Annotated in this window: 17 protein-coding genes and 1 pseudogene; 10 read left to right on the top strand and 8 right to left on the bottom strand. The window is 70.1% G+C overall.

The features are described from left to right. Positions 1-41: 41 nt before the first annotated feature. From RCH22_RS03415 to RCH22_RS03375, 9 genes and pseudogenes are all read left to right on the top strand, one after another. Positions 42-752 carry a phosphoadenylyl-sulfate reductase gene (locus RCH22_RS03415; protein ID WP_327015450.1) on the top strand — a complete coding sequence of 237 codons (711 nt, stop codon included), beginning with the start codon at positions 42-44 and terminating at the stop codon, positions 750-752. Positions 753-796: 44 nt separating this feature from the next. Next, positions 797-1708, top strand: a complete 912-nt coding sequence (gene cysD, locus RCH22_RS03410) for a sulfate adenylyltransferase subunit CysD (protein WP_327015449.1) — start codon at positions 797-799, stop codon at positions 1706-1708. Beyond that, on the top strand, positions 1708-3066 hold the full coding sequence (locus RCH22_RS03405; protein WP_327012849.1) for a GTP-binding protein: 1359 nt from the start codon (positions 1708-1710) through the stop codon (positions 3064-3066). Before cysD ends, RCH22_RS03405 begins: the two co-directional genes overlap by 1 nt. Positions 3067-3185: 119 nt before the next feature. Beyond that, the gene (locus RCH22_RS03400; RefSeq protein WP_327015448.1) at positions 3186-3914 is read left to right on the top strand and encodes an ABC transporter ATP-binding protein; all 729 of its coding nucleotides are present in this window, start codon (positions 3186-3188) and stop codon (positions 3912-3914) included. Further along, complete coding sequence (locus tag RCH22_RS03395; RefSeq protein WP_327012848.1) at positions 3904-4848, top strand: ABC transporter permease; 945 nt, start codon at positions 3904-3906, stop codon at positions 4846-4848. Before RCH22_RS03400 ends, RCH22_RS03395 begins: the two co-directional genes overlap by 11 nt. An 11-nt stretch (positions 4849-4859) precedes the next feature. Next, a pseudogene (cobA, locus tag RCH22_RS03390) lies at positions 4860-5651 on the top strand (uroporphyrinogen-III C-methyltransferase); the annotation flags it as partial. Beyond that, positions 5648-7051, top strand: a complete 1404-nt coding sequence (locus tag RCH22_RS03385) for an FAD-dependent oxidoreductase (protein WP_327012847.1) — start codon at positions 5648-5650, stop codon at positions 7049-7051. The pseudogene cobA and the gene RCH22_RS03385, both read left to right, overlap by 4 nt. After that, the gene (gene fdxA, locus RCH22_RS03380; protein ID WP_327012846.1) at positions 7048-7365 is read left to right on the top strand and encodes a ferredoxin; all 318 of its coding nucleotides are present in this window, start codon (positions 7048-7050) and stop codon (positions 7363-7365) included. The genes RCH22_RS03385 and fdxA overlap by 4 nt, the downstream gene beginning before the upstream one ends. 32 nt (positions 7366-7397) lie before the next feature. Next, on the top strand, positions 7398-7787 hold the full coding sequence (locus tag RCH22_RS03375) for a four-helix bundle copper-binding protein (RefSeq protein ID WP_327012845.1): 390 nt from the start codon (positions 7398-7400) through the stop codon (positions 7785-7787). Positions 7788-7830: 43 nt separating this feature from the next. Here the strand turns inward: RCH22_RS03375 and smc are convergent, their stop codons facing one another. Then, positions 7831-11526 carry a chromosome segregation protein SMC gene (gene smc, locus RCH22_RS03370; RefSeq protein WP_327012844.1) on the bottom strand — a complete coding sequence of 1232 codons (3696 nt, stop codon included), beginning with the start codon at positions 11524-11526 and terminating at the stop codon, positions 7831-7833. A gap of 126 nt (positions 11527-11652) precedes the next feature. Here smc and RCH22_RS03365 point away from each other — a divergent pair, with 126 nt between their 5' ends. Beyond that, positions 11653-12822, top strand: coding sequence for a GNAT family N-acetyltransferase (locus RCH22_RS03365; RefSeq protein WP_327012843.1), 1170 nt, complete (start codon positions 11653-11655; stop codon positions 12820-12822). Between the two features lie 16 nt (positions 12823-12838). Here RCH22_RS03365 and mutM read toward each other — a convergent pair whose 3' ends face one another. The 7 genes from mutM to RCH22_RS03330 all read right to left on the bottom strand — a co-directional run bounded on the left by mutM (position 12839) and on the right by RCH22_RS03330 (position 20267). Further along, the gene (gene mutM / locus RCH22_RS03360) at positions 12839-13744 is read right to left on the bottom strand and encodes a bifunctional DNA-formamidopyrimidine glycosylase/DNA-(apurinic or apyrimidinic site) lyase (protein ID WP_327012842.1); all 906 of its coding nucleotides are present in this window, start codon (positions 13742-13744) and stop codon (positions 12839-12841) included. 69 nt (positions 13745-13813) lie between these two features. After that, complete coding sequence (gene rnc, locus RCH22_RS03355; RefSeq protein WP_327015447.1) at positions 13814-14503, bottom strand: ribonuclease III; 690 nt, start codon at positions 14501-14503, stop codon at positions 13814-13816. 135 nt (positions 14504-14638) lie between these two features. After that, the gene (rpmF, locus tag RCH22_RS03350; protein WP_134447547.1) at positions 14639-14842 is read right to left on the bottom strand and encodes a 50S ribosomal protein L32; all 204 of its coding nucleotides are present in this window, start codon (positions 14840-14842) and stop codon (positions 14639-14641) included. Positions 14843-14844: 2 nt separating this feature from the next. Beyond that, on the bottom strand, positions 14845-15420 hold the full coding sequence (locus RCH22_RS03345; RefSeq protein ID WP_327012841.1) for a YceD family protein: 576 nt from the start codon (positions 15418-15420) through the stop codon (positions 14845-14847). An 11-nt stretch (positions 15421-15431) separates the two neighbouring features. Further along, the gene (locus RCH22_RS03340) at positions 15432-17831 is read right to left on the bottom strand and encodes a DUF3488 and transglutaminase-like domain-containing protein (RefSeq protein ID WP_327012840.1); all 2400 of its coding nucleotides are present in this window, start codon (positions 17829-17831) and stop codon (positions 15432-15434) included. Further along, on the bottom strand, positions 17818-19209 hold the full coding sequence (locus RCH22_RS03335) for a DUF58 domain-containing protein (RefSeq protein WP_327012839.1): 1392 nt from the start codon (positions 19207-19209) through the stop codon (positions 17818-17820). Before RCH22_RS03335 ends, RCH22_RS03340 begins: the two co-directional genes overlap by 14 nt. 98 nt (positions 19210-19307) lie before the next feature. Beyond that, entirely contained in the window at positions 19308-20267 is a 960-nt protein-coding gene (locus tag RCH22_RS03330) for an AAA family ATPase (protein WP_327015446.1), read from the bottom strand. Positions 20268-20309 lie beyond the last annotated feature (42 nt).

Genomic DNA, 20309 nt, shown 5'->3' with positions numbered 1-20309 from the left:
GTGACATCTGCACCGGAACCGCAGCACCCGACGCACCTGCGATCACCATCCCACCCCGCCGCAATGCTGAGGAGTTGAAAGCGATCGCCGCCCGCGGTGCTGCAGAACTCGGCGAGGCCGGCTACGCCGAGGTCGTCGCCTGGGTCGCGGCGAACTTCCCCATCGCCCACGTCGCCGTCGCGTGCTCGATGGCCGACGCCGTGCTTCCGCACGTCGTCGCCGCGCAGCTGCCCGGCGTGGACGTGCTCTTCCTCGACACCGGGTACCACTTCGCGGAGACCTACGAGACCCGCGACACCGTCGCCCGGCTCCTCCCGGTGCGGATCGTCGACGTGCTCCCCGCGAAGACCGTCCCGGAGCAGGACGCCGAGCACGGCGCGGAACTCTTCAGCCGCGACCCGAACCTCTGCTGCGCGATGCGCAAGGTCGAACCCCTGCAGCGCTCGCTCACCGGCTACGAACTCTGGTTCACCGGCGTGCGCCGCGACGAGGCACCGACCCGGGCGAACACCCCGCTCGTGACCTGGGACGAGCGCAACGGCCTCGTCAAGGTCAACCCGCTCGCGGCATGGAGCTTCGACGACATCCTCGACTACGCCGGCTACCACCAGGTTCCGGTGAACCCGCTGCTCGAGCAGGGGTACCCCTCCATCGGCTGCGCGCCGTGCACGAAGCCCGTCGCCGCGGGCGACGATCCCCGATCCGGACGCTGGGCGAACCTGGCTAAGACAGAATGCGGGCTCCACGAGTGAACGCCGTCACAACCGCCACGACCGCCACGACCGCCACGACAACCGTGCGGGCGGCCGGGAGCCACCGGCTCTCCCAGCTCGACGTGCTCGAGAGCGAGGCGATCCACATCATCCGTGAAGTCGTCGCCGAATTCGAGCGTCCCGTCCTGCTGTTCTCCGGCGGCAAGGACTCCGTCGTCGTGCTGCACCTCGCCGCGAAGGCCTTCTGGCCTGGCAAGGTGCCGTTCGGGCTGTTGCACGTGGACACCGGCCACAACTTCCCTGAGGTCCTCGCGTTCCGGGACGCGACGGTCGCCCGCCTCGGCCTCCGCCTTACCGCCTGGAAGGTTCAGGACTACATCGACGACGGCCGCCTGCAGGAGCGCGCCGACGGCACCCGCAACCCGCTTCAGACCCTCCCGCTCCTCGACGGGATCGCGGCAGGCCGCCACGACGCGGTCTTCGGCGGCGCCCGCCGCGACGAGGACAAGGCCCGCGCGAAGGAGCGCATCCTCTCGCTCCGCGACGAATTCGGCCAGTGGGATCCCCGCAACCAGCGCCCCGAACTCTGGAACCTCTACAACGGCCGTCACACGGTCGGCCAGCACGTGCGCGCATTTCCGATCAGCAACTGGACGGAGTACAATATCTGGCGCTACATCGAACGCGAGGGCATCGAACTGCCGCCGCTGTACTACGCCCACGAGCGCGAGGTCTTCCGCCGCGACGGCATGTGGCGGGCGATCGGCCCCGTCTCCGAGCCCCGCCCCGGCGAAGCAGTCGAGACCCGCACCGTCCGCTACCGCACGGTCGGCGACATGAGCTGCACCGGCGCCGTCGAATCGGACGCCGCATCCGTCGCCGCCGTCGTGCGCGAGATCGCCCTCTCCACCATCACCGAACGCGGCGCGACGCGCGCCGACGACCGCATCTCCGAAGCGGCCATGGAAGACCGCAAGAAGGACGGGTACTTCTGATGACTCAGGCACTCCTCACCCCGGCGGATGCCGGCACCCACGACGGCGCAGACGCCCCGGGAACCCTGTTCCGGTTCGCGACCGCCGGCTCCGTCGACGACGGCAAGTCGACCCTCGTCGGGCGTCTCCTGCACGACTCGAAGGCGATCCTCGCCGACCAGCTCGAGTCCGTCACCCGAACGTCCACGGAGCGCGGCTTCGGCGGCGACGACGGCGGCATCGACTTCGCGCTTCTCACCGACGGCCTCCGCGCCGAACGCGAGCAGGGCATCACGATCGACGTCGCGTACCGCTACTTCGCGACAGCGCGCCGCTCCTTCATCCTCGCCGACTGCCCCGGGCACGTGCAGTACACGCGCAACATGGTCACCGGCGCCACGACGGCCGACGCCGTGATCATGCTCATCGACGCGCGCAAGGGCGTGCTTGAGCAGACCAGGCGGCACCTCTCCGTGGTGTCCCTGCTGCGCGTGCCGCATGTGATCATCGCGGTCAACAAGATCGACCTCCAGGGCTACGACGAATCCGCGTTCGCAGCGGTCGCAGCATCGGTGCGCGCCGTCACGGCCGACCTCGGCCTCGGCGCCGTGCACGTGCTGCCCGTCTCCGCGCTCGTCGGCGACAACGTCGTCGACCGTTCGCCGCGGACCCCCTGGTACGACGGGCCGAGCCTGCTCGAACTACTTGAAAGCCTCCCGGTCGTCGACGAGGTCGAGACCGCGATCGAGGCGTTCCGGCTGCCCGTTCAGCTCGTGCTCCGGCCCCAGGGCGCCGTCGCCGTCGCACCGGAGGATGCCGACTCCTTCCGCGACTACCGGGCGTACGCCGGGCAGGTCGCTTCGGGCACCGTCCGGGTCGGCGACAGCGTGAGCGTCGCCCCGGGCGGGGCGACGACCGTCGTGACCGGCATCGACTTCGCCGGAGTCGAACTCACCGAGGCGTTCGCACCGATGTCGATCGCCGTGCGCCTCGCCGACGACCTCGACATCGCCCGCGGTGCGGTCATCGGCGCAGCGGGCACCCTGCCCGAATCGACCAAGGAACTCACCGCCGCGTTGTTCTGGCTGGACCCGCGGGCCCTCAGGCCGGGCGACCGCACCCTGGTCAAGTTCGGCACGAACACCGTCCAGGCTCTCGTTGCCGCTATCACCGGGCGCCTCAACCTTGACACGCTCGAACTCGAACCGGCCGGCAGCCTCGAGGTCAACGACATCGGCGAGGTCGGCCTGCGGCTCGCGGCTCCGCTGCCGATCGAGACCTTCACCGAGAACCGCCGGTCCGGCGCGTTCCTCGTGATCAACGCGCAGGACGGTGCCACCCTCGCCGCAGGGATCGTCACCGGCTCGGGAGCACGGTGAGCGCGGTGTCCGTGACAGAGCGCGACCGTACCGACGGTTCAGGGAACCGGCCGCAGGGCATCAGCGTCAGCACGAACACCGCGCCTGCCGCGGTCGTCGCAGCGGACGTCGAGACCGCGATCCGGGTCGAGGGACTGTCCAAGCGGTTCGGCAAGGCCGGACCCGTGGTGCTCGACAACATCAACCTCACGATCAAGCCGGGCGAATTCGTCTGCCTGCTCGGCGCATCCGGGTGCGGCAAGTCGACCCTGCTCAACATCATCGCCGGCCTCGAACACCCGTCGGAGGGCACCGTCACGGTCGCGAGCGGGAAGAGCGCCGTCATGTTCCAGGAGTCTGCCCTGTTCCCGTGGCTCACCGCGAGCCGCAACGTCGAACTCGCCCTCAAGCTGCGCGGGGTCCCGCACGGCCGGCGTCGTGGCGAGGCCCTCGAGCTCCTCGACCTGGTCAACCTCGCGGATGCCGCGAACAAGCGCCCGCACGAGCTCTCCGGGGGCATGCGGCAGCGTGTCGCCCTCGCCAGATCACTCGCGCAAGACCGCAAGGTGCTGCTGATGGACGAGCCCTTCGCCGCCCTCGACGCGATCACCCGCGATCTGCTCCACGAGGAACTCGAACGGGTCTGGCACGAAACCGGCCGCACGATCGTGTTCGTCACGCACAACGTGCGCGAGGCCGCCCGCCTCGGGCAGCGGGTGCTGCTGATGTCGAGCCGCCCCGGTCGGATCAGGAACGAGTGGCGCATCGAGGACAACGGTCCGCGCCGGATCGAGTCCCCGGAGGTTTCCCGCCTCTCCATCGAGATCACCAACCACCTCCGAGAGGAGATCCGCCGCAATGCCGCCTGAGACCCGTTCCGAGACCATCGCCCCCGGCACCCTGGAGCCCGACACCGCGTCCGGCTCCTCGGCGGGCACCCGCGCGGACTTCCGTACGCTCGAAGCCGGGCTCGACGCCCTGCAGACCTCCCCCCTCGTCGAGAAGGGCCCCTGGCGCCGGTTCGCCGACGGCGTCCTGCCGCGTGTCGTGCTCCTGCTCGCCCTCATCGCGGCGTGGCAGTTCTATATCGTGATCGCCAAGCCGCGCCCCGACCTCACTCCCGGTCCGCTCGACGTGCTCACCTCGATCACCGACCTCTGGTCGACCGGTCACCTGCAGACGGCCGTGGTCACGAGCCTCTCCCGCGGCGGGATCGGATTCCTGATCGCCGTCGCTATCGGAACCCCGCTCGGCCTTCTCCTTGCGGAGTGGCGGCTGCTCCGCCGCGCGCTCGGACCGCTGCTCTCCGGGCTGCAGGTGCTTCCTTCCGTCGCCTGGGTGCCCGCTGCGATCCTCTGGTTCGGCCTGAGCGATGCGACCGTGTACTTCGTCGTGCTGATGGGCGCCGTCCCCTCGATCGCCAACGGCCTGGTCGCCGGCGTCGACCAGATCCCGCCGCAGCTGCGCCGCGTGGGCACCGTGCTCGGCGCGAACCGCTTCGAGATGGCCACCCTCGTCGTGCTGCCCGCCGCGATGCCCGGCTACCTCGCGGGCCTCAAACAGGGCTGGGCCTTCTCCTGGCGGTCCCTGATGGCAGCGGAGATCATCGCCGTCGGCGGCTCGATCGGTTTCGGCCTCGGTTCGATGCTGCAGCAGAGCCGCGAACTCGCTGACCTGCCCGGGGTACTCGCGACGATCCTGGTGATCCTGTTCGTCGGAATCCTGGTCGAGCTCGTGCTCTTCTCCCCGGCAGAACGCCGGCTGCTCCGCCGCCGCGGCCTCTACCTGACGGCCGGCCGGTGAGCCCCGGCGCCGCACGCCCCGGCACCGTGCACCTCGTCGGTGGCGGACCCGGCGATCCCGGCCTGATCACCGTGCTCGGCCGCCGACTGCTCGACGAAGCGGATGTCATCATCGCCGACCGGCTCGGCCCGCGCTCCCTGCTCGGCGATCTCGATCCCGGCGTTCTCGTGATCGACGTCGGCAAGCTGCCCGGCCACCACCCGGTGCCCCAGGACGAGATCAACGCACTCCTCGTCGAGCACGCCCGTGCGGGCCGCCGGGTCGTGCGCCTCAAGGGCGGAGACCCGTACGTGCTCGGTCGCGGCGGCGAGGAAGCGGCGTACTGCCGCAGCAACGGCATCCCCGTCGAGGTCATCCCCGGCGTCACGAGCGCCATCTCGGTGCCTGCTGCGGCCGGCATCCCGGTCACCCATCGCGGGGTGGCGAACGGGTTCACCGTCGTGACGGGCCACGAGCTGCTTCCGTCCCTGCCAGGGGGCAGCGACCACACCGTCCTTCTCCTGATGGGCATCTCCGGCCTCGCCGCCTCCGCAGCGATGCTCGCGGACGGACCCCGCGGCGGAGACTGCCCGGTCGCCATCATCGAGGACGGCTACGGCCCGAACCAGCGGGTCACTTTCGGAAGTCTCGCAACCATCGCCGGCCTCGCCGCCGAACGCGGCGTCCGCTCCCCCGCCGTCGTCGTGGTGGGGGACGTCGTCACCCTGAGCCCGCTCCACCCCCGGTACAGCGACCAGCTCGCGTCCGGCGAACCCCGTTCCGGCCGGCTCATCCCAGAACCATCCCGAAAGGCTCTTTCATGACCCCCCATACTCTCCGAGTCGCCATCATCGGCGCCGGTCCCGCGGGAATCTACGCCGGCAACATCCTCGGCAAGGCCGTGCGCGACGCCGGCGGCACGATCGGCATCGACCTCTTCGACACCCTCCCCGCTCCATACGGCCTGATTCGATACGGCGTCGCCCCCGACCACCCGCGGATCAAGGGCATCGTCACGAGCCTGCACGAGATGCTCGATGCCGGCACCATCCGGTTCCTCGGCAACGTCGGCTACGGGACCGATCTGAGCCTGGACGACCTGCGCGCCCACTACCACGCAGTCATCTTCGCGACCGGGGCGATCCGCGACGCGGTGCTGCCGATCCCCGGTACCGAGCTGGTCGGCTGCTTCGGCGCCGCCGACTTCGTCTCCTGGTTCGACGGACACCCGGACGCCCCGCGGGAATGGCCGCTCGACGCCCGCGAGGTCGCCGTGATCGGCAACGGCAACGTCGCCCTCGACGTGGCCAGGATGCTCGCGAAGCATGCGGAAGACCTGCTGCCCACCGACATCCCAGGGAACGTCTACGCGGGCCTGGCCACCTCGGCAGTCACCGACGTGCACATCTTCGGTCGACGCGGGCCCGCCCAGGTTAAGTTCACCCCGATCGAGCTCCGGGAGCTCGGCGCGGTGCCGGACGTAGACGTGATCGTCTACGAGGAGGACTTCCCGAGGGACGAGGCCTCCGAGCAGTTCCTCGCCGCGTCCAACAACCAGGTCAAAGTGATGAGCCGCACCCTGAACGGATGGCTCACGAAGGAACCGCGCGGGGCCTCGCGCCGCCTGCACCTGCATTTCCTGCATTCTCCCCTCGAGGTCTACGGCACCGACAGTGTCGAGGGCATGCGCTTCGAGCGCACCGCGCCCGATCCCGCCAACGCCGGCGGCGTCACCGGGACAGGGGAGATCCTCGACTACCCGCTCCAGGCGGTCTACCGCGCCGTCGGTTACCGCGGCAGCCCCCTCGCCGAGGTGCCTTTCGACGAGACGCGCGGCGTGATCCCGAACGACGGCGGTCGGGTCCTCGACCCGGCAGCGCGGCCCATTCCCGGCCTGTATGCCACCGGCTGGATCAAGCGTGGCCCCGTCGGCCTGATCGGCCATACCAAGAGCGACGCGCTCGAGACCGTCACGCGGCTCGTCGAAGACCTCGGCAAGGGCCTCCTGCCGGAACCGGTCGAAGACGACGCGGACGCGATCCTGTCCGTGCTCTCCGCCCGCGGCATCCGCTTCACCGAATGGGACGGCTGGCTCGTGCTCGATGCCTACGAACGTGCCCTCGGAGCCGCGGACGGCTCGCCGGTCGAGCGTGAGCGGGTCAAGGTCGTTCCGCGGGACGAGCTGGTCGACATCGCTCGCGCCGTGGAACTCGTCGCCTCGTGACGTACGTCATCGCGCTGCCGTGCGTGGATGTCAAGGACCGTGCCTGCGTCGACGAGTGCCCGGTCGACTGCATCTATGAGGGCGACCGGTCGTTGTACATTCACCCCGACGAATGTGTCGACTGCGGGGCCTGCGAGCCGGTCTGCCCGGTCGAGGCGATCTACTATGAAGACGACCTTCCCGAGCAGTGGGCCGGCTATTACCGCGCCAACGTGGACTTCTTCGAGGAGATCGGGTCGCCGGGCGGCGCGGCCAAGACCGGTGTGCTGGCGTTCGACCACCCGCTGATCGCGGCTCTGGCCCCGCAGGCCTGACCGGACCCCACCGACCGGGCTACAGTGGTCGCATGTCCGGTGGCGGGTTCGGTGGGAGCGAGTTCAACGCGCTCTCCGCACGGACCGCGGCGTGCGTCGCCGCCTGTGACGCGCTCATCGCCGCGAGCGAGGACTGCGCTGACGCCTGCCTGACCCAGTCCGGCAACGGCGATGTCACCGCGTGCTTCCTCGCCGACCTCGACTGCATCGAAATCTGCACCACGACGAGCCGGGTGCTGTCCTGGCACACCCGGACCGACGGGACGACCGCCGCGTCCATGCTCGACACCTGCATGGAGGCGTGCCGCTCCTCGTCAATCGCGTGCGAGCGGATGCTGCAGCACCGGCCGGATTGGACGAGTTGCGCCCCCGAGTGCCGCAGGGTCACCGACGCCTGCGCGGAGGTACTCGCCCTGCTGTGACGCGGCTGTGACGCGGGCGTCACTGTCCCGCCCTGTCCGCGGTTCAGGACGCCTGTTCCTCCTGGCGCACGATCCGTTGGCCGACGACCGCCGATACCCCGTCCTGGCGCATCGAGACTCCGTAGAGGGCGTCGGCGATTTCCATCGTGCGTTTCTGATGCGTGATGATGATGAGCTGGCTGGCCTCACGGAGGTCCTGGAAAATCGTGAGCAGCCGACCGAGGTTGGCGTCGTCGAGGGCCGCCTCGACCTCGTCCATGATGTAGAACGGGCTCGGGCGGGCCTTGAAGATCGCGATCAGCAGCGCGACTGCGGCGAGGGAACGCTCCCCGCCGGACAGCAGTGAGAGCCGCTCGATCTTCTTTCCTGCCGGCTTGACGCTGATCTCGATGCCGGTGGTGAGCAGGTCGTCGGGGTCGGTCAGGCGGATGCTGCCGGACCCGCCAGGGAACAGGACGGGGAAGACCTCGGCGAAGGCCAGCCGGGTGTCCTCGAAGGCGCTTCCGAAGATGGCGCCCATCGTGACGTCGAGGTCGTCGATGATCGTCAGCAGGTCGGCCCGGGTGTTGGTCAGGTCGGTGAGCTGCTCGGTGAGGAATTTGTGCCGCTGCTCAAGCGCGGCGAATTCCTCGAGCGCGAGCGGATTGATCCTGCCGAGCTGGGCGAACCGGCGCTCGGCGGAGGCGTGGCGGCGCTGCTGCTGCTCGCGGTCGTAGGCCACCGGCTCGCCATCCGGGTCGTCGTCGGGCGGCACCGGCTGGTCCGGACCGTATTCCGAAACGAGGATATCTTCGACGAGGCCCAGTTCGCTGCCGGCGCGTTCGAGGAGGCCGGAGAGGTGCAGCTTCTTCTCGTAGATCTGCAGTTCGAGGCCGTGCACGCTCTCGGTCACGGCCTGCAGTCGGCTGCGGAGGGCACCGTCCTCGCGGCGCAGGGTCGCGAGTTCCTCGTTCTGGCTCTGGCGCTCGGCCTCGGCCGTGGCGAGGCGGAGCCGTGCCTCGCTGACGGAGACGTCGACCGCGGCGAGCACCGCGGGAAGCGCTTCGGCGACCCTGGTCGCGGCATCCACCTGGCGACGGCGGATGACCGCACGCCGGGCGGCGGCCTCGGCTGCGGCCTGGTCGCGCTCGAGCTGCCTCGCGAGGCCGGCGGCGCGGGCCTCACCGGAACGCACGCGCTCGCGCGCGGTCTCGACGCGGAGCCGCGCCTCGACCTCGTGCTCGCGCGCAGCCTCGAGTTCGGCGTGCAGCGCGTCGCGAACCGAAACGTCGAGGATCGGACGGGTGCGGGACAGCAGGGTGAGGAGACCGGCCTTGGTGCGCTCGGCCTCTGCTTCCGCACCGGCGACGGTCTGTTCGGCGACAAGGACGCCGGCGGCGATGCGCTCGAGCTCCGCCGTGGCGGCCTCGAGCCGCACCGTTGCGCGGTTCGTCTTCTCGGCCTGTGCGGCGAGGCGGGCATCGAAGGCGCGAAGCGCGGCGAGGGCCGCGACGGACTGGTCCTTGCCGAGGCGGAGCAGGCTGCGCTGCTCGGTGAGGTCGCCGCTGACCTGCTCGATGCGGGAGCGGACCTCGCCGAGACGGTCTGCCGCGGTTTGGCGGTCCGCGACGAGTTCGAGCTTGCTGCGGCGGGCCCCGGATCCGCCGCGGAGCACGAACTCGCTCAGCACGTCGCCGGCCCGGGTGATGATCGTCAGCGGAATGCCCGCGGCGCCGGGGCCGGTGGCAGCCGTCCCTGTTGTCGAATGGCCGGACGTGAGCAGGTCTGCCGCGGCCAGGGCGGAGTCGAGGTCTTCGGCGATGACGGTGTTCCCGAGGAGTCCGAGGACACCGGCCGGGGCGTCGAGGACCGAGCCGGCCCAGACGAGGCCTGCCCGCTTGGCGAGGCTCAGGCGTGCGGGCGCGCCCGACGCGCGCCGGTCGGGGGTGCCGCCGGCGGCATCAGCTGGGGCGCCGTCAGCGTCGGGGGTCGCTGGCGTGGCGAGGATGAGCTCGACCCGGCCGAGGTCGTCTGCCCTGACCCGGTCGAGTGCTGCGAAGCCGGCAGCACTGTCGTCCGCGAGCACGGCGTCGGCGAGGGAGCCGAGCGCTGCGGCGATCGCCGCCTCGTAACCGGGATGCACCCGCACGTGTTCTGCGACGAGCCCGCGGATGCCGTCCAGCCGTGCGCCGAGGAGGGCTGAGGAGCCGTCCTTCTGGTCGAGGGCCAGGGACAGGGCGCTCGCACGCGCGGCGAGGGCGTCACGTTCGCGTTCGAGGAGGTGGAGTTCTTCGCGGAGTCGTTCGACTTCGCCCTCCGCGGCGGACACGACGGATTGGGCGGACTCGAAGTCTTCGGACAACCGGGTGTTCCCTGCTGCCTCGCCGGTGACGCCGGTGTCGGCGGGATCGCTGTTCACCGTGCCGGTCCCTGCGTTCTCCGCGTTCGCCTGCTCGGTCTCCGCTTCCAGGGCGGCGAGGAGGGCCTCTGCTTCCTGCACGCGTCCCGCCGCGGCGTTCCGGGCGTTCTGTTGGCGGAGCACGTCGCTGCGGACGGAGGCGAGGCGGGAGGCCGCGGTTTCTGCCTGGCCGCGCAGCGTGGACGCTTCAAGGTCGTGGCGGGAGATGAGCGCGGTCTGTGCGGCGATGTCCTCGTCGACGGCGGCGAGCTCGCGGCGCGCGGTCGATGTGGCCGCGCGCGCAGCGGCCCAGGCGGACTCGGCGACGGCGATGCGTTCGGTGAGCCGCACGATCTCCGCTGCGGCGTCCGTGAGCATCGCCGGGGTCACACTCGGGCCGGCGTCGACCGATTCGGACTGGGAACCGAGAAGGGCGAGGCGCTGGTTCGCGAGCGTGTACAGCCCGCGGAGGCGTTCCTGCACGGATTCGAGGCCGAAGCTCGTGCGCCGGGCGACGTCGACGGCGTCGCCGATCTGGGCCTCCTCGAGGCGGTGCAGGCGCAGCTGCTTCTGGTCGAGCTGTTCCTGGAGCACGATGCGTTCGGAGTGCCGTTCGCTCTCGCTGCGGCCATGGGCGTCGAGGGTTCCGCGCAGGCCGACGACGTCGTCGGCGAGCAGGCGGGCGCGGGCATCACGCACGACGGCGGCGATGGTCTGGGCCTCGCGGGCGATCTCGGCCTGGCGCCCGAGGGGCTTGAGCTGGCGGCGGATCTCCCCGGCGAGGTCGCTCAGCCGTGTCAGGTTGGCCTGCATCGCGTCGAGCTTGCGCAGGGTCTTCTCCTTGCGGCGGCGGTGCTTGAGGATTCCGGCGGCCTCCTCGATGAAACCACGCCGGTCCTCGGGGCTTGCGCGCAGGACCGCGTCAAGCTGGCCCTGGCCGACGATCACGTGCATCTCCCGCCCGAGGCCGGAGTCGCTCAGGAGCTCCTGCACGTCGAGCAGCCGGCAGCCCTGGCCGTTGATCGCGTACTCGCTTCCGCCGTTGCGGAAAAGGGTGCGCGAGATGGTGACCTCGGTGTAATCGATCGGCAACGCACCATCCGTGTTGTCGATCGTGAGCGTCACCTCGGCGCGGCCGAGCGGGCCCTTCGTCGAGGTGCCGGCGAAGATGACGTCTTCCATCTTGCCGCCGCGGAGCGTCTTGACGCCCTGCTCCCCCATCACCCAGGCGAGAGCGTCGACGACGTTGGACTTGCCGGAGCCGTTCGGGCCGACGACGCAGGTGACGCCGGGTTCGAAGGCGAAGGTCGTGGGCTGCGCGAACGATTTGAACCCCTTGAGGGTGAGGCTCTTCAAGTACACCGGTGCGCCCTTCCCGTGAGTAGATATCGGCTCTCCCACGGTACCGGACGCATCCGCCCGGGCCCGGGAGGCGCGGCGCTGTCCGCGGGGGTTTCGGCAGTGCCGACTGGACGCTACTCTGCCTGCATGGACGACCTCGTGCCCGGGATCGAGGAGCTCTCGATCCCGGAGGAACCGGGTGCCGAGGGCTGGGACGACTTCGTCGCCGCGGCCGGGGTGCACAACACGGTCGAAGCGGAGGCCTATGGAACCCACGAGCTGTCCGTGACGGCGGAGGAGGCGCTCCCGGATTGGCTCGACCAGGATTGGGAGCCGAGGCGGCTGTTCGCGGTGCGGACTGCGGACGGTTCAACTCCTGACGGCGGGAGCGACCCGTCCTCGGCTGACGCCCAGGCGGACGCCGCCGCCGAGGCCGACGTGCCCCCCATCGTCGCGCGCGGTGTGTGCGAGTTTCAGGGCGCCGGCTCGCAGACTGCGTGGCTTCGGGCCGATGTCCTGCCTGCATACCGTAACCGCGGCATCGGTACCGCCCTGTTCACGCTGCTCGAGTCGGTCGCCGAGGCCGACGGGTGCGTGAATCAGATCGTCTACGCGGCCTCGCCGGACTCACCGGGCGAACGCCTGGTCGCCCCGACCGGTTTCGGCTCCCTGCCGTTGCGGAACCCCGAGGTGCACTTCCTGCTCCGGCGCGGCTACCGTCTCGAGCAGGTCGAGCGAGGCAACCGCCTCGCACTTCCCTACGACCGCGAGCGGCTTGACCGGCTGCTGCGCGCGGCAGAGAAGCGCGCGGGAAAGGAATACGAGATCATTCAGTGGGACGGCTTCACGCCGATCCTGTGGCAGCCGGACATGGCGATGCTCTACGAAAGAATGAGCACGGATGCTCCCACCGCCGGCCTCGAGGAACCCGCCGAGTCCTGGCCCCTCGATCGGTTCCTCGACAGGCAGGCCCGGCTCGCGGACGGAGCACGGACCGTCTACACCACAGCCGTCGTGCACCGCCCGTCCCGCGCACTGGTCGGATTCACCGAACTCTCCGTTCCCGCTGAGACCGACAGGCCGGTCAATCAGGAGGACACCCTCGTGGTTCGGGAACATCGCGGGCACCGGCTGGGCCTGCTGCTCAAGGCCTGGAACCTGGAGAGCGTCCGCCGGAACGAGCCAGGACATCCGTCGGTGATCACCTTCAACGCGGAGGAGAACCGGCACATGCTCGCCATCAACGAGGAGCTCGGCTTCCTGCCGATCGGCTACGAAGGCGGCTGGCGGCGCCGCACACCCCTGACCGACGCGTGAACCCTGATTGATTCGGTCAGCGGAGGCGCTGGCAGACCGGGCAGAGATGAGAGGACCTGTTCATGAACTGCTCGCGCACGAGGAGGGTTCCGCACCGCGGGCACGCGGTGCCCTGCTTGCCGTAGACGGCGAGGCTGTGCGAGAAGTAACCGGACTGGCCGTTGACGTTCACATAGTGCGCATCGAAGCTCGTGCCGCCCTCGGCGAGGGCGCGCAGCAGCACGGTGCGCACGGCGTCGAGCAACCGGATGCCTTCGGCTCGTGACAGGGACGACGCCGGCTGCTCGTAGTGCAGTCCGGCCGCGAACAGGGCTTCGTCCGCGTAGATGTTCCCGATGCCGCTGACCCAGGTCTGGTCGAGCAGCACCCGCTTGATCCCTGAACCGCGCCGGGCCAGGGCGGCGAGGGCGGCATCCGTTCCGAAGTCCGGGTCGATGAGGTCGCGGGCGATGTGGGCGACCTGGTCGGGGATCAGCCCGCTCCACGCACCCGTGCCCGCCCCGGCGTACCCTCCGGGCAGTCCGTCGCCGGTGGGCTGCATCCGGTCTATCGCCATGCTGCCGAAGATCCGCTGGTCGGCGAAGTTGAGCCACAGTTCCCCGTGGTCGGGGTGTTCGAGGTGCAGGCGGATGCGCAACTGACGGTCTGCCTCCGAGCCCGGATCCCGGAGCAGGACCTGGCCGCTCATGCCGAGGTGGATCACGAGGGCGCGTCCGGTGTCGATCGGCAGCCAGAGGAATTTGCCGCGGCGGACGGCGCCGAGCAGGCAGTGCCCCTCGAGCTGCGGGGCGAACGGGCCGGTCAGGGGGTCGTGCCTGCGGAGGGAGCGTGGCTCGAACACCTCGACGGCGGTGACGCGAGCACCGGTCACGGCGGGTTCGACGCCCGCGCGCACCACCTCGACCTCAGGAAGTTCTGGCAAGGAACCGTCCAGACGATGGTGGTGGTGCGGTCGGATGCGCGGGAATCAGTCGAGCGGACATCGGCCCGGTCAGCGCGGGACGAGCCGGTTCCACGCCTCGAGGGCGGCGGCCATCTCGGCGTGCTTCTTGCTGGTGCCTTCTCCCGTTGCGACGACGATGCCGACGGTCACGGTCGCGATGAACACCTTGGAGTGGTCGGGGCCGCTCTCGGCGATCGCGTAGACGGGGACGCCGGCGTCGAGCCGGGCTGCCGCTTCCTGCAGGCTCGTCTTCGGATCCATCGAGACTCCGAAGTGACCAGGGTCGTTGAGCATCGGCGCTATCAGCCGCAGCACGAAAGCCGTGGCGGCGTCTGGACCCGTGTCGAGGTAGACGGCGCCGATGAGCGCCTCGACGGTATCGGCGAGGATCGACGACTTGTCGCGACCACCCGTGAGGATCTCGCCACGCCCGAGCCGCACATAGGCACCGAGGCCGAGACCCCTGGCGATTTCAGCGAGGGCGACACTCGAGACCAGGCTGGCCCGGCGCTTGGCCAGGTCGCCCTCGTCGAGCAGCGGATACGTGCGGTAGAGCATGACCGTGACGGCCTGGCCCAGGATCGAGTCGCCGAGGAATTCCAGTCGCTCGTTCGTGGGCGCTCCGCCGTTTTCGTACGCGAAGGACCGATGGGTGAGCGCCAGCCGAAGCAGGCTCTCGTCGATCTGCACGCCGAGCGCGGAAACGAGGACCGAGGGGTCGGCCTCCGCGCCGGTCATCGGGTGACCGGCTGCAGCGTGCCCGGTCATACGGCGACCGCCCCGACGGTACCGCGACGCGACGAGCGGATGTTCCGGGTCAGAAGACGCGGCATCCGTCGGAGGAGCGGTACCTGGGGCGTGTGCATCGCCGAATTAAATGTCGGCGACCTTGCGGCCCTTGTATTCCATGAACATCGCGGTTCCGGCGGTGTCGGTGACGACCTTGGCGCGGTGCGGGAGGCTGTAGACGACTTTGCCGTTTTCCATGGTCTTGACCAGGGTGGGGGCTTCGGCCTTCCAGCAGGAACGACGTGAGCGGGTGTTGGAGCGTGATTGCTTGCGCTTCGGGACTGCCATGACTACTTCTCTTCTCTTCTATCCGTTTCAGCGCGGATGTCTTCATCCGTGCCGATGCTTTCGGAAGCCTGGAAATTCACAAGCGCTGCCCACCGGGGATCGCGCATCTGTTCTGGTTCGAATTCAGGGGAAACGGCAAGCCGCTGCCCGGTCTCGGGGTCGAGACCCGGGCAATCCTGCCGGCAGACCGGCTGGAAAGGCAGTGACAGAACCACTGCATCCCTGATGAGCGGTTCAAGATCCACATGGTCCTCGACAACCGCACACTCATAAGCTTCATCAAGAGAGTACGCGAAAACCTCGTGAAACTCGACTCGGACAGGCAAGTCGATGTCAATCAGGCATCTTCCGCACTCGCCGGACGCGATTCCGGAGATCTGCGCGGACACCAGAAGGCTCTCGTGCAGGGTCTCCAGGCGGATGTTGACGTCGAGCGTCGACCCGGCCTTGACGGCAACGAGTCCCTCGCCGAGGTCGTCGGGAACGGTGAGGTCGATGTGGCGCTCACGCATGGTGCCGGGGCGATTGATGAGGTCACGCACGTCGACCTTGTACGGGGTCTTCTGCAACTTGGTCACGGGGGGAGATTCTACGCGTCCGTGACGGGTGCGCGCCCCCGTTCGCCGAGGAAGAGCCACAGGGACGCGGGAAGGAGGCGCGCACGCCAGCGCCCAGCCGTGCTCGCACCCACGCTGATCCTCGTCGAGACCGTGTCGAGGTCGCCGAGGAGCGCCGGTTGCGGCGCCCCTGCGGCCGGGCGGCCGTACCGGTGTCGCTCGGCCGCGGCGAGCAACCGGGCAAGTGCTGCACCGGCTGCCGCCCCACCGGTGCCGGTGAGGCCCGGCAGGGCGCCGATCCGCGCCGCGAATTCCCGGGGCGTCTCCGTGGCGCGCACGCCGACCCCGAAGTCGACGGCCGTGTCGACGAGCTCCCGCCACGCTTCGGCGCCCCCGGCCGCGCCCCTGGCGAGGTCCCTGCGCCGTCGCCTGCTCCGAAGCAGGCGAATACCACCCGGAGCGGCGAGTATGACGACGAGCGCTCCGAGGATGAGCGCAACGCGTCCGGGCGTGCCGGCATCGTTCCCGGGCGTCTTCGCGGCTCCGCTTCCCGTCGACAGGGCCTGGCCGGGGTCGTCGAACGGGCGCGGCGCGGACGACGGCGCACCGCCCACCGTGCCACTGAGTGGGGTGGACTGACCGGCCGGCTGCGTGTAGCTCGGAACGGTCCCGCGCCCGGGGGTGGGTTCGAACGGCAACCAGCCGATGCCGGTGAAGTACAGCTCCGGCCACGAGTGCAGGTCGTGGGCGTCGACGTTGAAACGGTCCCTGCCCTCGATGAAGTCCGAGGAGCGGGAACCGGGAAGATAGCCGATCGCGATGCGCGCCGGGATGCCGAGCGAGCGGGCCATCACCGCCATCGCGGAGGCGAAATGCACGCAGTAACCGCGCTTGACCTCAAGGAAGGTACCGACCACGTCGACCCCGCCGCCGTCATAGCCGTCCTCGACCGGTGCGGTCGTGTCGTAGGTGAACTCGCTCCCCCTCAGGTACTCCTGCAGGGCGACGGCAGCGTCATACGGCGTCGTCGTTCCCGATGTCACCGCGCGAGCGGTCTGCTCGATGATCAGGGGGCTGTTCCGTGGCAGGCGAAGGCTCGACTCGACGCTGACCGGGTATCGGCCCGTCGCTGCGCGAAGCTGCTCCGGAGTGGGCTCGAGGGCGAGGGAGGTGACGGTGTACTCCTGGCCCCGGGTACTGCTGTTCGTGCTCGAAATCGTCCCGGTGGGCCCGTTCCAGTACCAGTCGCCGACGAGCCCGGATACCTTCGTGGCCGCGCCAGGGGTGGGCAGCCAGGCCGAGGCAACCCCGTCGATGACGACCTGGGTGGACTCCTCCGTCGTGGCGACCTGGGCGGAGAGCCCCGGCGGCCGGTCGATTGCGTCGACGGTGTTCCCGGTGTTGGTCGGCTCGAGGCGAGCGGTCCAGCTCGGCCCGACGAACCGATCCAGGGTGAGCAGCTTGAGGTAGGGCGGCTGAGCGGCACTCGTCCGGTAGTGCAGTGCGGCGCCGGCCTGCGAACTCCGGAGATCCTGCCCGAGGTTGACCATGGCGCTCACGCCGTCGCCGAAGAGAAGCGGACCGGTGGCCCGGCCGCCGACGCGCCCGTCGCCGGGCAGGTTGGGAACCGCGATGCTGAGCACGAGCGCCGTGACGATGCCGAGCCCGCCGACCAGGAAGGCCCCGGTGACGGGCCAGCCCCGCCCGGCAGGCCCACGAGAGCCGGCGGTCCCGATGCTCTCGCCCGTTCCCGCTGTGACCCCGCCGCGCCGGCCGAGGACGTCGATCCGCAGCAGCAGCAGGAATGCCGTGGCCGTGAGCACGAGGGTCAGTTTCTCCGCACCGTTGTCGAGGATGAATCCTGGCACGCCGACAGGCACCAGTACGGGCAGCCCAGCGAGCGCCGGCGCCCGCAGGGTGATCGCGAGGGCGTCCATGAGCACCGCGATCACACCGGCCCCGATGCAGAGCAGGAACAGGATGCCGGTCACGGGATCAGCCGGGGTGCCCTGGGACTGCACCGAGGCGATCCCCGATTCGACGAGGGTGCGGAACCGGTCGATCGTATCGCCGGTCGGCACGAGCCAGAGCAGCCCTGTTCCGCCGCCGAAGAGCAGGGTGACGCTCCCGACGATCACGGCGGCACCGGCGAGTGGGACGACCCAGGGCCTGGGGCCGAGCAAGCGGATGCCCGCGGAGACGACGAAGACGGCTCCCGCTTCGACCGCCATCAGCCACCACCAGCCGGTGCCCTGCAGGAGAGGACCCAGCGCGGTCATCCCGACGAGAAGGAGCAGCGCGAGCGCACCGGTCACGGGCCAGCGGGAGCCGGAGAAGCGCTTCTCTGTTCTCCGGCGGCCAGGCGTTTCCGGTCGCGGCGACGGCCTGGCCGGCATCGTTCGCTCTGGCAGGATCCGTTCACGCAGGCTCATGCAGCGCCCCCCTCCCGCCGACGGCGTCGAGCCATACTTCGGGCAGTGCGATAGCCGAACGCACCGGTACGCACCGCCAGCCGGCCTCCCTGAGCCGCTCAGCGGCATCCGTCGGCACGGGTTCGAGCACGAACGCGATCGCCGGCCGGGCACGTGCCGCGAGCGCGGCGAGAACGGCCAGGTCGAGGCCGGCCCCGGCGCCGAGTACAGCGAAGGTCGGGAGCGCCCCGCGGGCGACGCGCGCGCGCGTAAGGAGCCCATTGGGTTCGCCGGTGCCGGCGTCCCTGGCTTCAGCAGGGACCTGGACGATGCCCGCGAGGTCCTCGAGCAGGTGTGAAATGCCGCCGGATCCGCGATAGGAGATCGGATCTCCCGACCCGACCGCACCTCCCGCACCGTTCCCGGCCACGGGAGAGCCGCCGAGCCCGGTCGCGCTGAGTGGTGCGGCATCGGTTGCGGCCATGGCACCGTTCGAGGTACGGCCGAGCCGGGCAGTTCCGAGTTGGGCAGGGCCGAGCTCGAGGACATCGACCCGGTATCCGGCTGCGAGCAGGTGCGTGCAGACGGATGCCGCCACTTCCACCCCGAGCTCGAACGCACTCGCTCGCCGCGCCCGGTCGACCTCGCGATCGCCCGATTCGGTGGGCGCGAGCGTGTCGAGCACGAACCGCACCCCCGAGTCACTCCGGTGTTCCTCCTGCCGCACCATGATCTCGCCGTGGCGTGCGGTGGCCGGCCAATTCACCCGGCGCAGCGAGTCCCCTGGCCGGTACTCGCGAGCGATCAGCTCGTCCGAATTCTGGTTGAGCAGTCGCTGCCGTTCGAGGGCTTCTCCCCCACCGAGCATGCTCGCGAGCCCCCGGCCGGGAAGGGGTGTCACCCGGGGAGTCACGACCAGTTCATGCCGGCCGCCGACCGCCCAGCGCGCCATCACGAGTCCGAACGGGTCGGACCGGGCGAGCACGACCGGCCCATACTCGTACCGTCCCCGCGCGTGCGGCGGGAGCGGGCACTCGAGGCGCACGGTTCGGGCGGCCGCGTCGGGGCCCTCGCCGAAACCGTCCCAGCCGCCACTGCGGCCCCACCCGCCTCCGAGCCCGGAGAGCGGCGGCAACGGGAGATCCCTGGGCATCGGCGTCGTCCCCATCGGGCCGGTCTCGCGCCAGCGCACCCCGGAAAGCGGCTGCACCCCGACGTTTTCGACAGTGAGCAGCCCAGTCGTCTGCCCGCCCGCGGAGACGAGGTTGGGGCGGAAGTCACGGCCGACGCGCACCCGGACGGGCCGGAGGGCCACCGACAGCCCGGCGACGATCGGCACCGAGACCAGCAGGAGGGCGATGAACAGCAGGTCCCGCCGGTTCTCCGAGAATGACACCACCGTCAGCACCGCTCCCCCGCTGAGGAAGGCGCCGCCCCGGAGGGTGAGCCGGGGAAACCGAACCGGCCGCGAGGGAGGTCGCCGCGCAGACATGGCGGCTACGGTCGACCGGAGGCGCCGAGCGGCACCGGGGTCGCCGCGAGGATCCGGCGCACGATGTCCTCGAGCAGCGGGCTCGAGTCCTGATGCTGGTGCCCGAGCACCCGGCTGCTCGCCACCAGCCGGTGGCCGAGGACGGCGACGGCAAGCGCATCGATGTCGTCGGGGAGCACGAAGTCACGGCCCTGCAGAGCGGATTGCGCCTTGGCGGCACGGATGAGCTGCAGGGTTGCCCGCGGGCTCGCGCCGAGGCGGAGGTCCTTGTCCGAACGGGTGGCCCGCACGATGTCGACGGCGTACTGCTTGACGGCGCTGGAGGCGAAGACACCGCGGGCCGCCGTCATCATGGCCCGCAACTGGGCGCCGGTGACGACGGCGTCGATTCCGGCGAGCGGGCTCGAGGTGTCGCGGGAGTCGAGCATCGCGAGCTCGGAGGTCGTGTCGGGATAGCCCATCGAGATCCGGGCCATGAAACGGTCCCGCTGGGCCTCGGGGAGGGCGTATGTGCCCTCCATCTCGATCGGATTCTGGGTCGCGACGACCGTGAACGGGAGCGGAAGGAGGTAGGTCGCGCCGTCGACGGTGACCTGGCGTTCCTCCATGCACTCGAGGAGAGCCGACTGGGTCTTCGGGCTCGCCCGGTTGATCTCGTCGCCGATCACGATGTTCGCGAAGATGGCCCCCGGCTTGAACTCGAACCTGCGGTCGACCTGGTTGAAGACGCTCACGCCCGTGACGTCGGAAGGGAGCAGGTCCGGTGTGAACTGGATGCGGCTGACTGAGCAGTCGACTGAGCGGGCGAGGGCCTTGGCCAGCATGGTCTTGCCGACGCCGGGCACGTCCTCGATGAGGAGATGGCCCTCGGCGAGGAGCACGGTCAGGGCGGTGACGACGGCTGAGTGCTTGCCTGCGATGACCGTTTCGACGTTGCGGACGATGGCCCGGCCGGCCTCGGCCACGAGGTCGAGGTCGAGGTCTGCGTCGGGTGCGGGGTCCGCCCC

The organism is Cryobacterium sp. GrIS_2_6 (assembly GCF_035984545.1).
Lineage (GTDB): Bacteria > Actinomycetota > Actinomycetes > Actinomycetales > Microbacteriaceae > Cryobacterium.
Note: the sequence above shows the minus strand (reverse complement) of the source record. Positions and strands in the feature narration are given on the sequence as shown.

Excerpts from the sequence above, each read along its gene's own strand:
- rpmF (WP_134447547.1), bottom strand. The coding sequence starts at position 14,842 with ATGGCAGTCCCGAAGCGCAAGCAATCACGCTCCAACACCCGCTCACGT.
- RCH22_RS03405 (WP_327012849.1), top strand. The coding sequence starts at position 1,708 with ATGACTCAGGCACTCCTCACCCCGGCGGATGCCGGCACCCACGACGGC.
- RCH22_RS03365 (WP_327012843.1), top strand. The coding sequence starts at position 11,653 with ATGGACGACCTCGTGCCCGGGATCGAGGAGCTCTCGATCCCGGAGGAA.
- RCH22_RS03385 (WP_327012847.1), top strand. The coding sequence starts at position 5,648 with ATGACCCCCCATACTCTCCGAGTCGCCATCATCGGCGCCGGTCCCGCG.
- RCH22_RS03395 (WP_327012848.1), top strand. The coding sequence starts at position 3,904 with ATGCCGCCTGAGACCCGTTCCGAGACCATCGCCCCCGGCACCCTGGAG.
- RCH22_RS03375 (WP_327012845.1), top strand. The coding sequence starts at position 7,398 with ATGTCCGGTGGCGGGTTCGGTGGGAGCGAGTTCAACGCGCTCTCCGCA.
- rnc (WP_327015447.1), bottom strand. The coding sequence starts at position 14,503 with ATGACCGGCGCGGAGGCCGACCCCTCGGTCCTCGTTTCCGCGCTCGGC.
- RCH22_RS03340 (WP_327012840.1), bottom strand. The coding sequence starts at position 17,831 with ATGAGCCTGCGTGAACGGATCCTGCCAGAGCGAACGATGCCGGCCAGG.